14 protein-coding genes are annotated in these 15,577 nt (G+C 66.2%); all 14 read right to left on the bottom strand.

What is annotated here, in order from left to right; genetic code table 11:
* Positions 1-17: 17 nt before the first annotated feature.
* The 14 genes from WS68_RS21790 to asd all read right to left on the bottom strand — a co-directional run bounded on the left by WS68_RS21790 (position 18) and on the right by asd (position 15,399).
* Positions 18-1,208, bottom strand: a complete 1,191-nt coding sequence (locus tag WS68_RS21790; protein ID WP_059572728.1) for an O-succinylhomoserine sulfhydrylase — start codon at positions 1,206-1,208, stop codon at positions 18-20.
* Between the two features lie 262 nt (positions 1,209-1,470).
* A complete protein-coding gene (gene purF, locus WS68_RS21785) occupies positions 1,471-3,003 on the bottom strand; it encodes an amidophosphoribosyltransferase (RefSeq protein ID WP_059572727.1) in 1,533 nt (510 codons plus the stop codon).
* Positions 3,004-3,048: 45 nt separating this feature from the next.
* Positions 3,049-3,543, bottom strand: coding sequence for a CvpA family protein (locus tag WS68_RS21780; protein ID WP_059572726.1), 495 nt, complete (start codon positions 3,541-3,543; stop codon positions 3,049-3,051).
* Between the two features lie 27 nt (positions 3,544-3,570).
* Entirely contained in the window at positions 3,571-4,365 is a 795-nt protein-coding gene (locus WS68_RS21775) for an SPOR domain-containing protein (protein ID WP_059572725.1), read from the bottom strand.
* 32 nt (positions 4,366-4,397) lie between these two features.
* Positions 4,398-5,714, bottom strand: a complete 1,317-nt coding sequence (gene folC / locus WS68_RS21770; protein WP_059572724.1) for a bifunctional tetrahydrofolate synthase/dihydrofolate synthase — start codon at positions 5,712-5,714, stop codon at positions 4,398-4,400.
* 4 nt (positions 5,715-5,718) lie between these two features.
* Positions 5,719-5,931 (bottom strand): hypothetical protein, encoded by a 213-nt coding sequence (locus WS68_RS21765; protein ID WP_156429607.1) that lies wholly within the window; start codon positions 5,929-5,931, stop codon positions 5,719-5,721.
* Positions 5,932-5,936: 5 nt separating this feature from the next.
* Entirely contained in the window at positions 5,937-6,809 is an 873-nt protein-coding gene (accD, locus tag WS68_RS21760) for an acetyl-CoA carboxylase, carboxyltransferase subunit beta (protein WP_059572722.1), read from the bottom strand.
* A 103-nt stretch (positions 6,810-6,912) separates the two neighbouring features.
* Positions 6,913-7,728, bottom strand: a complete 816-nt coding sequence (gene trpA, locus WS68_RS21755; protein ID WP_059573072.1) for a tryptophan synthase subunit alpha — start codon at positions 7,726-7,728, stop codon at positions 6,913-6,915.
* Positions 7,729-7,822: 94 nt separating this feature from the next.
* Complete coding sequence (locus WS68_RS21750) at positions 7,823-8,671, bottom strand: DNA-methyltransferase (RefSeq protein WP_059572721.1); 849 nt, start codon at positions 8,669-8,671, stop codon at positions 7,823-7,825.
* Between the two features lie 14 nt (positions 8,672-8,685).
* Complete coding sequence (gene trpB / locus WS68_RS21745; RefSeq protein WP_059572720.1) at positions 8,686-9,879, bottom strand: tryptophan synthase subunit beta; 1,194 nt, start codon at positions 9,877-9,879, stop codon at positions 8,686-8,688.
* A gap of 69 nt (positions 9,880-9,948) precedes the next feature.
* Positions 9,949-10,623: a phosphoribosylanthranilate isomerase gene (locus WS68_RS21740; protein WP_059573070.1), complete on the bottom strand. Its 675-nt coding sequence runs from the start codon at positions 10,621-10,623 to the stop codon at positions 9,949-9,951.
* A 287-nt stretch (positions 10,624-10,910) separates the two neighbouring features.
* Positions 10,911-11,723, bottom strand: coding sequence for a tRNA pseudouridine(38-40) synthase TruA (gene truA, locus WS68_RS21735; RefSeq protein ID WP_059572719.1), 813 nt, complete (start codon positions 11,721-11,723; stop codon positions 10,911-10,913).
* Positions 11,720-14,143 (bottom strand): FimV/HubP family polar landmark protein, encoded by a 2,424-nt coding sequence (locus WS68_RS21730; RefSeq protein ID WP_059573069.1) that lies wholly within the window; start codon positions 14,141-14,143, stop codon positions 11,720-11,722. The genes truA and WS68_RS21730 overlap by 4 nt, the downstream gene beginning before the upstream one ends.
* Before the next feature lie 134 nt (positions 14,144-14,277).
* Entirely contained in the window at positions 14,278-15,399 is a 1,122-nt protein-coding gene (asd, locus tag WS68_RS21725; protein WP_059572718.1) for an aspartate-semialdehyde dehydrogenase, read from the bottom strand.
* Positions 15,400-15,577: the final 178 nt, after the last annotated feature.

Raw genomic sequence — 15,577 nt, 5'->3', positions numbered from 1 at the left:
TAGTCAGAAAAAAACGGTCAGCCTGCGAGCCCGCGCGCGAGATCGCCGCGGATGTCCACCGGGTCCTCGAGGCCGACTGCAAGCCGGATCAGCCCTTCGGTGATGCCGGCCGCTTCGCGCGCTTGCGGCGTGATCCGGCTATGCGTGGTCGTCGCGGGATGCGTGATCGTCGTGCGAGTGTCGCCCAGGTTCGCGGTAATCGACACGATCGTCGTGCCGTCGATCACGCGCCAAGCGTTCGCGCGCTGCTGCTCGGGCGTGTCGCCCTTCAGTTCGAACGACACCACCGAGCCGCCGGATTTCTGCTGGCGTTTCGCGAGCGCATATTGCGGATGCGACTCGAGCCCCGGATAGAACACGCGCTTGACGGCAGGATGCGCTTCGAGCCATCGAGCAATGTCGAGTGCGTTTTCCGACTGCTTGTTCACACGCAGCGACAGCGTCTCCATTCCCTTGAGCAACACCCACGCATTGAACGCGGAAAGCGTCGGCCCCGCAGTGCGCACGAACGGAAACACTTTTTCCATGATGAACGCCTTCGAGCCGACAAGCGCGCCGCCGAGCACGCGGCCCTGACCATCGAGGAACTTGGTTGCCGAGTGCATCACGACGTCGGCGCCGAGCTTCAGCGGCTGTTGCAGCACCGGGCTGCAGAAGCAGTTGTCGACAACAAACAGCGCGCCCGCTTCCTTCGCGATCTTGCCGATCGCCTCGATGTCGGCGAGTTCGGTAAGCGGATTCGACGGCGTCTCGACGAACAACAGCTTCGTCTCGGGCCGCACGGCGGCGCGCCACGCGCCGAGATCGGCCGGATCGACGAAAGTCGTTTGGATACCGAACTTGCTGAAGATCTGCCCGAACAGGCCGAGCGTCGAGCCGAACAAGCTGCGCGAGCTGACGATGTGATCGCCCGCCTGCAATGCAGCCATGACGACCGACGTAATCGCCGCCATTCCGGAAGCCGTCGCAATGCACGCCTCGCCGCCTTCGAGCGCCGCAAGCCGCTCCTGAAACATCGTGACGGTCGGGTTCGTGAAGCGCGAATACGTGTAGTAGTCCTCGGAGTGTTTGAACCGCTCGGCCGCCTCGGCGGCGTTCGCGTAACAGAAGCTCGATGTCAGAAAGAGCGCTTCCGAATGCTCGTTGAATTCGCTGCGCAGCGTACCCGAGCGGACGGCCAGCGTATCGAAGTTCAGGGAGTCGTGCATGTTTCGTTTTCCGTTTTCGAGCGCATTTGCGTCGCGCGCCGCGCGCGGCGGGCAAAGACGAAATGCGCGGACCCAACAAAAAGCCCGCTAATGCGTCGGCATCAGCGGGCTTGGTGCGGTACGACAGCTTATCGACTCAGGCCGGCGGAATACTGCCGGCCTTCGCTTTAGCTGTTTCGGGTCGCCCCGCGTCCGCAAGCTGAAATCAAATCGACGCAAAGTGTCATCGTATCACGCCTTTCCGGTACGCGCGGCCAGCCGCTCATTGCGCCGATAATTGCAGGTTCATCTGCGAACGCGCACCGTCGCTGCTCGAATCGCGGTCGGCTTGCGACGCCGGTGTCAAACGCGCCCGCTCGATCGAATCGAGATACTCGGGAGTGACATCGCCGGTGATGTACACGCCGTCGAAGCACGACGCCTCGAAACTCTCGAGCTTCGGATTGATATCGCGCACCGCGCGGCGCAAATCGCCGACGTCCTGATAGATCAGATAATCCGCGCCGATGATCCGCGCGACTTCGTCGTCGCCGCGGCCATGCGCGACGAGTTCGCCACGCGTCGGCATATCGATCCCGTAGACGTTAGGAAACTTCACAGGCGGCGCGGCCGACGCGAAGATCACTGATTTCGCGCCCGCGTCGCGTGCCATCTGCACGATCTCGTGCGACGTGGTGCCGCGCACAATCGAATCGTCGACGATCAGCACATGCTTGTCCTTGAACTCGATGCTCATCGCGTTCAACTTCTGGCGCACCGATTTCTTGCGTACCGCCTGGCCCGGCATGATAAAGGTGCGGCCGACATAGCGGTTCTTGAAGAAGCCCTCGCGATACTCGACGCCGAGCTTCGCCGCCACCTGCATCGCGGCCGGCCGCGACGAGTCGGGGATCGGCATTACGACATCGATCGGCACGTTCGGCAACTCGCGCATGATCTTCTCCGCGAGATAGTCACCCATGCGCAGCCGCACGTTGTAGACGGGCACGCCGTCGAGGCACGAATCGGGCCGCGCGAGATACACGTACTCGAACATGCACGGGTTCAGGCTCGGGCGCTCCGCGCACTGACGGCTATGGAACTTGCCGTCGTTGTCGATGAACACTGCCTCGCCCGGCTGCACGTCGCGGACGAACTCGAAGCCGATACCTTCCACCGCGACCGATTCCGACGCGACCATCCATTCGGTGCCGCGCTCGCTCTCGAGCTTGCCGATGCAAAGCGGGCGGATGCCGAACGGATCGCGAACCGCGAGCAGCCCGTAGCCGGCAATCAGCGCGACGATCGCATACGAGCCGTGCGCGCGGCGGTGCACGCCCGCAACTGCCTTGAACAACGAATCCGGATCGAGTTCGAGGCCCGTCGTCGACAGTTGCAGCTCGTGCGCGAGCACGTTCAGCAGCACTTCGCTATCGGAATTCGTATTGATGTGCCGGCGATCGATCCGGAACATCTCGTCCTTCAACTGTTCCCAGTTCGTCAGGTTGCCGTTGTGCGACAGCACGATGCCGAACGGCGCGTTCACGTAGAACGGCTGCGCCTCAGCCTCACTCGACGCGGAACCCGCCGTCGGATAACGGACTTGACCGATCCCGGCCGTGCCGGGCAGGCTGCGCATGTTGCGCGTGCGGAACACGTCGCGCACCATGCCGTTCGCCTTGTACATATGGAAATTACTGCCGTCCGCCGTAGCGATGCCCGCCGCGTCCTGACCGCGATGCTGCAACAGCAGCAGGCTGTCATAAATGAGTTGGTTGACCGGAGACTGGGAGATAACGCCTACGATGCCGCACATGGCATGTCCTTCAAGGATACAAAAATCGGTTCGGCTTGCCGCGTATCAAACATGGATGTACGTGGCGAGCCCGTCGGGCAAGAACGGCTTCAGCTCTCGCACGCCTTGCTCGGCGTAGGGGCGCAACAACGCGTCGCGCCAGAAATCCTGTTTCGGCAATTCGGTCAGCCCGCCGGCGGCAACGAGCAGCAGTACCAGCAGCACGCCGCGCACGACGCCGAACATCATGCCGAGCGAGCGGTCGACGCCGCCCAGGCCCGTCGCCTGCGCAATGCGCGACAGCAGCGCATTCGCGACGCTCGCCACGAGCACGACCCCGATCACGATCAGCGCAAACGCGACGACCCATTGTGTCAACGCGCCACCCGGCCAGTTCGCCGGAATATACGGCACCACCGCGCCGACGAAGCGGCATGCGATCAAAAACGCGGCGATCCAGCCCACCAAGCCGAACACCTCGCCGACGAAGCCGCGCCAAGCGCCGCGCAACGCCGACAACGCAACCACCAGCAAAACAGCGTAATCGAAAGCGGTCAGCATCGTCCCGTCGTCCGTGACTGCCGGCCGTTACTGCGTCAAGCCCGCGTCGCGGACCTTGGCGATCGCGGCGGATGCGGCTGCGCGATCGGCGAACGGCCCCGCGCGCAACAGTGTAGCCGTACTGCCGTCGGCCTGCTTGCGATGCTCGACGTAGGCGGGCACGCCCGCGGCCTTGAGCTTTGTCGCCCAGTCACGGGCGGCCGTATCGTCGCGGAATGTGCCGAGCTGCACCGCGAAGCGCGCACCAGATGCCGGCGTGGACGGCTTGGACTCGCCGTTCGCGTCCGCGCTCGCGCGCGCTGCCGGCTCGGCGGGCTTCGGCGCAGCGGCCGGCGCGTTGACGGCGGCATCGGCCTGCTTCGCGGCAGGTTTCGCTGATTTCGCCTTCGCGGGGGCAGCCGGCGCCGGCGCGGCTTCCGCAGGCGCGATTGTCTCGGACGCCGCAGGCTCGTCCTGCGCGACGCCGGACTGCGCGTCGGACGCGTCTTCGTCGTTCGCGGCGGCCGCCTGATGCGACGGGCGATTCGGGATATCGATCGCGACATCGTCGGTCACGGGCTTCGGGTGCGAGTCGAGCACCAAAGGCAGCACGACCACCGCGGCGATCACCAGCGCGATCGCGCCGACGAGCCGCCGGCGCGCGCGCTGTTTTTCAGGGAGGGTCGGATCGAGCATCAGCGCATCGGTGTCGGGCCGCTCGGTGCGGCGCGCACGACGCTCGACGCGTTCGACACGTTCACTGCGAACGCTCCGAGAGCCGGTTCGCGAGCCGCGCCGTTGCGGCGCGTCATCATCCTTCTTGCCGAACGAGAAAATTCCCATGAATGGCTGAATCCGAAACGACGACCCGTGCGTCAAGCCGGGTCATGGCGGCGGTCCACGACGGGCATCACACCCGCTACCGTGTAGAAGCTGCCGAAAACCACGATTCTATCATTGTCGGATGCACTTTTTAGCGCGCCGACGAACGCTTCGGCCGGCGTCGCGTAGCGCTTGACGCGGTGCTGCTCGCCGTCGTCGATGCCCGCGCCGTGCAGCACGCGTTCGAGCACGTCGGCCGCTGCCGCGCGCGGCAGCGGCAGGTCGGTCAGGTGCCAGTGATCGATCACGCCTTTCAGGCGTGCGACGATGCCCGGCAGATCCTTGTCGGCCATCGCGCCGAACACCGCATGCGTGTATGGGTAGTAGCCCATGCTGTCGAGGTTTTGCGCGAGCACAGCGGCCGCATGCGGGTTGTGCGCGACGTCGAGCAGCACGAGCGGCTTGCCGGCCAAAACCTGGAAACGCCCCGGCAGCTCGACGTTCGCGAGCCCGAGCCGGATATCCTGCGCGGACACCGGCAGCACCCCGCGCAGCGCCTCGAGCGCGGCAAGCGCAGCCGACGCGTTGAGCAGCTGGTTCGCGCCGCGCAGCGCCGGGTAAGCGAGCGACGGATAGCGTCTGTCGCGCCCGACGTAAGACCATTGCTGACGCTCGCTGCCGGGCTGCGTGACGAAGCGGAAGTCGCGCCCGACGAGCCACAGGTCTGCGCCGATCGCCTGCGCATGATCGACGAGCGTGGACGGCACGGCCGGATCGCCGCAGATCGCGGGCTTGCCCGGCCGGAAAATGCCCGCTTTCTCGAACGCGATTTGCTCGCGGGTGCCGCCGAGATATTCGATGTGGTCGATATCGATGCTCGTGACGATCGCGCAATCGGTGTCGATCACGTTCACCGCATCCAGACGGCCGCCGAGCCCGACTTCGAGGATGACCGCGTCGAGCCCGCGCGACGCGAACAGGTGCATGATCGCCAGCGTCGTGAATTCGAAGTATGTGAGCGACACCGGCTCCGGCAGGCTCGCGCGCGCGGCCTCGACCGCATTGAAGTGCGGCAGCAGTTCATCGTCCTCGACGATCCTGCCGTCGATCCGCACGCGCTCGTTGAAGCGCAACAGATGCGGCGACGTATGGCAGCCAACCTTGTAGCCCGCGCGCACGAGAATCGTCTCGAGAAACGCGCAGGTCGAACCCTTGCCGTTGGTGCCGCCGACCGTGATCACCGGGCACGCGAACGCGAGTTTCAGCGCGTCCTTTACCTTGCCGATGCGGGTCAGGCCCATGTCGATGCCGACGGGATGCGCGCTTTCGAGATGCGAAAGCCACGCGTCTAGGGTGGGAAAAGTGCTCATCGTTTCAGCCGGGAATCAGAGTGGCATCGCGGGCGGCGGCAACAAGCTCGAGCGCGACCACGTTGAGAAGAACGCGCACTGCGCCCGTGTCGGCGCAGCGGCAGCCAAACCGCGCCGCCGCCGGGAACCGGTCCGGCGCGCACGCGCCAAAAGCAAACGCGCCGCCCGGCGCGAACCGGGCGGCGCGCGAGCGCCGTCGCGTCATGCGCGACGGCATTTGCGTCACGCAAGCGCGTCGGCTGGCTGACGCTGCAGCAGCGCGAGCAACTGCGCGATCTCGTCGCGCATCTTGCGGCGATCGACGATCATGTCGATCGCGCCCGATTTCAGCAGGAATTCGGCGCGCTGGAAGCCTTCCGGCAGCTTCTCGCGAACCGTCTGCTCGATCACGCGCGGGCCGGCGAAACCAATCAGCGCCTTCGGCTCGGCGATCACGACATCGCCCAGAAATGCGAAGCTGGCGGACACTCCCCCCATCGTCGGATCGGTCAGCACCGAGATGAAAGGCAGTTTCGCGTCGGCGAGCTTGGTCAGCATCGCGGTGGTCTTGGCCATCTGCATCAGCGACAGCAGGCTTTCCTGCATCCGCGCGCCGCCCGAAGCGGCAAAGCAGATGAACGGCACCTGCTGCTCGAGCGCGTTCTGCACGCCGCGCACGAAACGCTCGCCGACGACCGAGCCCATCGAGCCGCCCATGAACGAAAACTCGAAACACGCAGCCACGACGGGCAGCGTATGAATCGCGCCGCCCATCACGACGAGCGCGTCGGTCTCGCCCGTGTCGTCCATCGCTTCCTTCAGACGATCCGGATACTTGCGGCTGTCCTTGAACTTCAGCGTGTCGACTGGGAGGATTTCCTGGCCGATCTCGTAGCGGCCTTCCGGATCGAGCAACGAATCGAGACGCTCGCGCGCGCCGATGCGCATGTGATGATCGCACTTCGGGCACACGTGCTGATTCGCGTCGACATCGTTGCGGTACAGCACCGCCTCGCACGACGGGCATTTGACCCACAAGCCCTCGGGAATCCCCTTGCGGCTTTTCGGATCGGTCTGCTTGATCTTCGGCGGCAACAGTTTGTCGAGCCAGCTCATCGTATGGTTTCCTGTTCGGTGACGGGCCGGACGAACGGCGTCCGGGCCCGCGATTCTTTTGCTATCGGTTGGCGCCGCGCACACGCCGCGCCGTTCGCCGCGACTACGCGGCCGGCGTGTCCGCACGGTCGAGCGCCGCACGCACGCTGGCGATGAACGCCTTCAGCTCGCCGGCGGCGCGCGCCGGCTCGGCCTGCTCGAGCAACTGGACGAGGCGGCTGCCGATCACGACGGCATCCGCGACGCCCGCCACCGCCCGCGCGGTTTCGGCATCGCGAATTCCGAAACCGACCCCAACCGGCAGCGGCACGCGCGACTTGATGGCCGGGATTTTACCCGCAATGCTGGAAACATCCAGATTTGCGGCGCCCGTCACCCCTTTGAGCGATACGTAATAGACATAGCCGCTTGCCACCTTGCCGAGCGCGGCGATCCGCTCGTCGGTCGATGTAGGCGCGAGCAGGAAGATCGGATCGATGCCCGCCGCGCGCATCGACGCGGCGAAATCGGCCGATTCCTCAGGCGGATAGTCGACGACCAGCACGCCATCGACGCCTGCGTCGCGCGCGGCGGCGGCGAATGCCGCCGAGCCCATCCGCTCGATCGGATTCGCATAGCCCATCAGCACGACGGGCGTGTTCGCATCGCGCTCGCGAAAGCGCTTCACGTCGGCAAGCACGCTGCGCAGCGTCACGCCCTTCGCGAGCGCACGCTCGGACGAACGCTGGATCACGGGGCCGTCGGCCATCGGATCGGAAAACGGCACGCCAAGCTCGATCAAGTCGGCGCCGCCGTCGGCCAGCGCGTGCATCAGCTCGACCGTCAGCGCTGGATCGGGATCGCCCGCGGTGATGAACGGAATCAGCCCTTTGCGGCCTTGGGCGGCGAGTGCGGCGAAGGTGTTCTGAATACGGGACATGAAAAGTTCCTGTGTCGATTCGGAGCGAGCGCGCCAGCGCGCCGCGCTCACATGCAAAGCGATCGTGCGCGCGTTTCGCACGGCGCATCGCCGCTCATGCGCCTACCGGCGCGACAAGCGACGCGACGCGCGCGCGCGCGATCTCGCAATAGCTTTCGTTGATCTCATAGCCGATGAAGTCGCGCCGCTGCCGTGCGCAGGCCACCGCGGTCGTGCCGCTGCCCATGAACGGATCGAGCACGCGGCCGCCCGGCGGGCAGCTCGCGAGCACCATTCGCTCGATGATTTCCAGCGGCTTTTGGGTCGGATGATCGACACGCTCGGCATGCTGCCGGTGCAGGCGCGAAACCGACCAGACGTCCTTCGGGTTGTAGCCCAGCTCGAGCCACTTGCTACCTTCAAACAGCTTGCGCGAGCGCGCCTTCTTCGTTTCGGCGTCGTATGGGATGCGGACCGGATCGAGATCGAAATAATAGCTTTTCGATACCGCGAAAAAACCTATGTTGTCGTGCACCGACGTGAAGCGGCGCGTCGTGCCGCCCATGCTCGGCACGCGCCGGTCCCAAATGATCTCGTTGACCATCGTGAGCTTCGTCTTCAGGAAGCTGAAGATCTCCGGCGCGTACTGCCATGTGCAGAACACGTACAGCGACCCGCTCGGCTTGAGCTTCGGAATCGCCAGCCCCAGCCACTCGCGGGTCCACGCAAGATGCGCGTCGGCCGAGCGCTTGTCGGAGTCGTTGCCGTAGTCCTTGCCGAGCCCGTATGGCGGATCGGCAACAATCAGGTCGATCGACGCGTCCGGCAGCCGCGCGGCATCGGTTAGGAAATCGCAGTTGTAAAGTTCGATGCCGGCGGGCAGCACGCGCTCGGACATGGCGGCAAGCGTCGCCTGCGCTTCGCTCACCGCGCCGCCAGCCGGGTCTTCGATCAGATCACGCATCGTTCGGATTCAGCTCAAAGCGCGATGCCCGATCGCTCGGCGACCGTGTGCATGTCCTTGTCGCCACGCCCGGACAAGTTCACCAGCAGAATCTTGTCCTTCGGCAGCGTCGGCGCGAGCTTGGTCGCATACGCGAGTGCGTGGCTCGATTCGAGCGCCGGGATGATTCCTTCGATATGGCAGCAGTCGTGGAACGCCTTGAGCGCCTCGTCGTCGGTGATGCTCACGTACTGCGCGCGGCCGCTGTCCTTCAGCCACGCGTGCTCGGGGCCGACGCCCGGATAATCGAGGCCCGCCGACACCGAGTGCGTCTCGATGATCTGGCCGTTCTCGTCCTGCAGCAGATACGTGCGGTTGCCATGCAGCACGCCCGGCGAGCCCGCGAGCAGCGACGCCGAATGGCGGCCGGTATCGATCCCGTCGCCGGCAGCCTCGACGCCGATCAGCCGGACCGATTCGTCCTCGATATACGGATAGAAAATTCCCATCGCATTCGAACCGCCGCCGATGCACGCGATCACCGCGTCCGGCTGGCGGCCGACCAGCTCGGGCATCTGCACGCGGCACTCGTCGCCGATCACGCGCTGGAAGTCGCGCACCATCATCGGATACGGATGCGGGCCCGCGACCGTGCCGATGATGTAGAACGTGTTCTCGATGTTCGTGACCCAGTCGCGCATCGCTTCGTTCAGCGCGTCCTTCAACGTGCGCGAGCCGGATTCGACCGGCACGACGGTCGCGCCGAGCAGCTTCATCCGGTATACGTTTGCCGCCTGCCGGCGCACGTCCTCGGCGCCCATATAGACGACGCACTCCATCCCGAAGCGCGCGCAGATCGTCGCGGTCGCAACGCCGTGCTGGCCCGCGCCTGTCTCCGCGATCACGCGCGGCTTGCCCATGCGTTTCGCGAGCAGCGCCTGGCCGATCACGTTGTTCACCTTGTGCGCGCCGGTGTGGTTCAGATCCTCGCGTTTCAGGTAGATCTGCGCGCCGCCGAGCTGCTCGCTCCAGCGCTGCGCGTGATAGACCGGCGACGGCCGGCCGACGAAATGCTTCAGCTCACGGTTATATTCGGCGACGAACTCGGGGTCGCCCTTGAACTTCTCGTAGGCAGCGCGCAGCTCGTCGAGCGCGTGAATCAGCGTTTCGGCGACGAACACGCCGCCATAAGGGCCGAAATGGCCTCGGTCATCAGGAAGGTTGTACATGACGTCATTCTCGTTCAGCGCGCGGCAACCGGCCGGATTCCGGCTTCCGGCGTGCCGCGCGAGCTGGGATCACTTGGCGTCCGCTTCGCGCACCGCGCGCACGAACGCCGCCATCCGGGCGCGATCCTTCACGCCCTTCGCGCCCGGCGTTTCGATGCCGCTCGAGACATCGACCGCAAACGGACGCACCTGATGAATCGCGTCACCGACGTTTTGCGCGTTCAACCCACCACTCAAAACGGCCCGACGCGCGAGCTCTGCTGGAATAAGTGACCAATCGAAGACTTTGCCGCTGCCGCCATAGTGTTCGACGAGCGTGTCGAACAACAGGCCGCGGGCTGCCGAATAGTGAAGTGCCGATTCTACCAAATCGGCCGGACGCGCCGACGCGCCGACGCGCAGCGCGCGCAGCCACGGCAGCCGCGCTGCGGCGGCCAACGCCGCGCATTGCGCCGGCGTTTCGTCGCCGTGGAATTGCAGCAGCGACAGCGGCACGGCTTGCGCGATACGCGCCACCTCGTCGGCGCTCGAATTGACGAACAATCCGACGACGGACACGAACGGCGGCACCCGCTTCGCCAATTCGGCCGCCTGCTCGAGTGTCACCGCGCGCGGGCTCTTCTCATAGAACACCAAGCCGATCGCATCGGCGCCGAGTTCGACTGCCCATTCGACGTCGCCCGGCTGCGACAGCCCGCAGAGCTTGATGCGCGTGCGGCGCGACAGTCCGGCGGCACCCGTCAGGCCGGCGTCGGACTCGGCTTTGGCCGCGGCTGCCGCTCCGGTGCCGGCACGCGCGGGCGGGCAATGACGGACGGACGGCGTCGAATCCGGCGTCGGCCCGCCCTGCGGCGCTTCGTTTGGCGCTTCGTCGCTTAGCGCGCCGTTTAGTACGCCGTTTAGCGCCCCGTTCGGCGCGCGTCGCCGCGCGTCTTGCGCAACGCTGTCCGCCGCGCTGCGTGCCGGGCCGGCGCGGTCAATCGCGTCGTGCATCGCAGCGCGTGTGCCATGTTTCGTATCCGAGTCGCTCATCATGGTCGTCCGTCAAGATCAGCCCACACGCCGCTCCACGGCACGCTGCCGAGTTGCGCGGGGGGCACGGCGAATTCCGCAGGATAGCCGACCTGCGCCAGGTACAGCCCATCGGGCATGAAAGTCGGCGCAGCGCAATTACGGTCACGGCTTTCGAGCACCTCGGCCAGCCACGACGGCGGATAGCGGCCGCGCCCCACCGCGACGAGGCAGCCCATCAGGTTGCGCACCATATGATGCAGGAATGCGTTCGCGCGAAAGCGGAAATGGATGAAATCGCCGTCGGGCCGGATGCCGATCTGATACAGATGTTTGACGGGCGACTTCGCCTGGCATTCGGACGAGCGGAAAGCCGAAAAATCGTGCTCGCCGACGAGGCAAGCCGCCGCTTCGCGCATGGCGTCGACATTGAGCGGCGCATGCACCCAGCCCGCACGCGCGGCGAGCATCGGCGAGCGCACCGGGTGAACGTACAACGCGTAGTAATAGGTGCGCTCGAATGCGGCAAAACGCGCGTGGAACGTATCCGGCATCGGCTTGGCCCATTGCACGGCGACCGTCGAAGGCAGAAACGCATTCGTGCCGCGCACCCACGAAAAATCCGCGCGATCGAGGTCCGTATCGAAATGGACGACTTGGCCGAGCCCGTGCACGCCCGTATCGGTGCGGCCCGCGACCGTCGTGGCGAGCGCCGTCTGCGCGAATTCGGCAAGCGCGCGTTCGAGCGTGTCCTGCACCGTCTTGCCGTGCGGCTGCGATTGCCAGCCGCAAAACGCTGCGCCGTCGTACTGGATACCGAGCGCGATCCTCATCGCGACAGTTCGTCCAGCTTCGCGAGCATCGCCCGCGCTTCGTCGCGCGTGCCGGCGTGATTCGCTTCGATCACTTCCTGCAGCAACGTGCGCGCGCCCGCCAGATCGCCCAACTCGACATATTCGGCCGCAAGTTCGAGTTTGTTGCGCGCGATTTTCGCGAGCGCCTCCGGCGTGAACGCCGGCAACGACGCGCTTGGGCCAGCCGGCAGTTCGAGGTCGAAATCGAGGTTCAGCGGGCCGAACTGCGCGACGCCGAGCGACGCGGGAGCCGGTGACGGCGCGGGCGGTTCAGGCTTCGGTGCGGGGGCCGGTTCGGGGCTCGGTTCGGACGGCTCAATCGGCAAAGCCGACGCCATCGTGCTGGCCGACATCACGCCGGATTGCGGTGTGAGCCGATGCGGGAGCGCACCGGTATCAACCGGCGCAGCCGGGGCCGAAGGTGCCGCCTGCGCCTGCCCGACCGCCGATCCGGCGTCGGATTCGCGCCGCTCGCCGCCGTTGGGCATTTCGACGGGCCGCGACGGCAGGTTCGCATCAGGCACTGCCTGCCGCAGCGCCGTCGGCGACGGCTGCGCGCCAGATTCTCCATCGGACGCCAGCGACGGGCCGCGCCGATGCGATTCGCCCCTTTGCGCCCCCCCCGGTTGCCCCGCCTCTTGCCGCCCTGCTGCTCGTTGCGGCTGTGACTCATGCGGGCCGGCCGTGCCAGTTGGCTGAGGTGCGGCGGGTTGACCGTTAGTTGCATTTTGATGAATCAGAGAAAGACTCGGATCGACGGGTTTCGATTGCGACACATGATTCGCATCGGCCGCAGCAGACATGCGCGGCGGCAACGGCATATCAAGGCTATCGAGCGCTGCGATCGCATCACGCGGAAACACTGGTCGCCATGCATGCGCCGGCTGCTGCGCCGCGTCCGGGGACGCGCCGGAATGTTCGTTGTGGGCGTCGGGCGCGAGCGCCCCGCCGCCTTGCTCGTTCGGCTCCGGCGTAACTAGGCGCGCCGCAGCGAGCGGCGGCGCATCGTGCGATTCGCGCGCCGCTGTGGCCTCCGGCTCGGACGCCGCATGCGCGGCGGACGTCCCGACGGCCCACTCCCGGCGGGCCGCGACCGAATCGTTACCGGCTTTTTCCGCTCCGCGTGCGCTGCCGGCAGCATCCGGCACGGCAGCAGATTCCGGGGCCAGCGCGGAAGCGGGCTTCAAGACGCTCGGCCCGGCAGCCTCATCGGCCGACAAACGCTTGCCACGCCGGCGCAGCGCAAGACCGACAATTAGCGCAAGCGCGGCAGCGCCGGCAGCCGCGGCAACGCCAATATCGAACGGCAGTCGATGCACCACGGCCGCCCGCGGCGGCGCCGCGGGCGCGGGCGCAACGGTCGGCGGCGCGGATGCATCGCTCGACGCCGACGCCAGCGTCGCCGTCGCCGCACCGGAACTCGCGACCGCGGACGCTGCCGCCGGACCAACCGTGTCCCGCGCCGGCTTGCGAGCGCCGTCGGCATCGGCCATCGCCGCCGGCTCCACATCCCCCGGCTTGCCGATCCCGTGCTTTTGCAGTTCCATCAGCACGCGATTCTTCAACGCGAGCAGTTGCTGCAAACTCGATGGACGCGTCTGCGACGCGCCCACGGCAGCCGAACCGGCGAGCGGCGGATTTGCCGCAACCACCCCGTCCGCGCCGGCCGCCGAAGTGCCGTTCGGCGCGGGCGTTGGTTGAATCGAACCGTTCCACACATGCGGGCCGCTCGCGTCGGGCGAAGACGAAACTGCGGCAACGGCCGGCGTGGCCGGCTGCGCGTGCGGCGGCACGGCTTCAGCCGCCGACACCCCGCTCGCGCCCACTGCCGGGAGTGCGGAAGAAACCGAAGAAGCCGCATAAGCGCCATGAGCCGCGGCAGCGCCCGTCACAACGGCATGCGACACGCCCGCCGGCCCTCCCGCCGAGGAAGCTCCCGCGCTACCGGCCGACGCAGCCGCCCCCACCGCGCTCTGCGCACCGCCGCTCGCCGCTGCGCCGCCGGACGCCGCATGCGCATCGAGCGCCGCACCTGTTGCATCGAGTGCCGGCACCGTGAGCTGCGCGCCGATTTTGAGCCGGCTCGGATCGCGCTTCATGAAGGCTTGCGGATTCGCATCGAACAGCGCGCGGCCCGCACGGGCCAACACCGCCGGATCACGCGATTGCGTGACGGCAATCGCGATATCGTTGAGCGACTGCCCAGGATGCACGGTGATTGCGAGCGGTGCGGCTTGCTCGGCCGCAGTGGCCGGGGCGGCCGCGCTCGCCGCCGCGTCGGTCTGCGCATGCGCGCCGCTTACGCTGGCCAGCGCGAGCACGGCAATCGCAACGGCGTGCCGCACGGACAGAGATTCGCCGCCCATTGCCGCCGGAGTCTGTAGGAATTGAAGCGTCATCGGCTTACTCGCCGCGGCAGCGCGCGGCCTGGTTTCGCGTTTGGAATAAGACAAAATCGAACCGCAAATAAAAAAGCGTCGCGTGAAACGCGACGCTTTCGGGTTGTATACGCGTCGTAACCGCGTAGTCTACTTTACTTGTCGAGCAGAATGCGCAGCATCCGGCGCAGCGGCTCCGCTGCGCCCCAAAGCAACTGATCGCCGACCGTGAATGCCGACAGATATTCGCCGCCCATCGCCAGCTTGCGCAGCCGGCCGACCGGCACCGACAGCGTGCCCGTGACGACTGACGGCGACAGATCGCGTATCGACGCTTCGCGCTCGTTCGGCACGACCTTCACCCAATCGTTCGCCGACGCAAGGATGCCGTTGATCTCGTCGAGCGGCACGTCCTTCTTCAGCTTGATCGTGAGCGCCTGCGAGTGGCAGCGCATCGCACCGATCCGCACACACAGTCCATCGACAGGAATCGACCCCGCCTCGCCCATCGCCGGCTTGCCGAGAATCTTGTTGGTTTCCGCGCCGCCCTTCCACTCTTCCTTCGACATTCCGTTGCCGAGATCCTTGTCGATCCACGGAATCAGCGAGCCGGCGAGCGGCACGCCGAACTGGCTCGTCGGCATTGCGTCGCTCGTCATCGCGGCCAGCACGCGGCGGTCGATGTCGAGGATCGCCGACGCCGAATCGCCGAGCTGCGCCGTCACCGCGCCGTGCAACGTGCCCATCTGCGCGAGCAGCTCGCGCATGTTCTGCGCGCCCGCGCCCGATGCGGCCTGGTACGTCATCGCCGTGATCCAGTCGACGAGGTTCTCGCGGAACAGGCCGCCCAACGCCATCAGCATCAGGCTGACCGTGCAATTGCCACCAATGAAATTCTTCGTGCCCTTGACGAGCGCATCCTTGATCACGTTCTTGTTCACCGGATCGAGAATGATGACCGCATCGTCGTTCATCCGCAGCGCCGACGCCGCGTCGATCCAGTAGCCGTTCCAGCCGGCCGCGCGCAGCTTCGGGAACACGTCGTTCGTGTAGTCGCCGCCCTGACACGTGATGACGACGTCACACTTTTTCAGGTCGTCGATGCTCGCCGCATCCTTGAGCGTGGTCTCGTTTTTCGCGAGCGACGGCGCTTGGCCGCCCGCGTTGCTGGTGCTGAAAAACACCGGCTCGATCAGATCGAAATCGCCTTCTTCCTGCATGCGCTGCATCAGCACGCTGCCAACCATGCCGCGCCAACCTACGAGACCTACGTTCATGACTCACCCTTTGCTGGAGCTTCCCCGCCTTTTCCGCCCCCGGCGCGACCGCGCGGGGAAACAGGCGGGCACGACGGACGACGATCAGGTTTTCGTGATCGTTTTCGTGATGATGATTTTGCCGGCGACAACGGCAATGGCGCGCGCACCCGCACGGGCTTGTTTGCCGTGGAGTGTC

This window comes from Burkholderia sp. TSV86, assembly GCF_001522865.1.
Taxonomy (GTDB): Bacteria; Pseudomonadota; Gammaproteobacteria; order Burkholderiales; family Burkholderiaceae; genus Burkholderia.
Note: the sequence above shows the minus strand (reverse complement) of the source record. Positions and strands in the feature narration are given on the sequence as shown.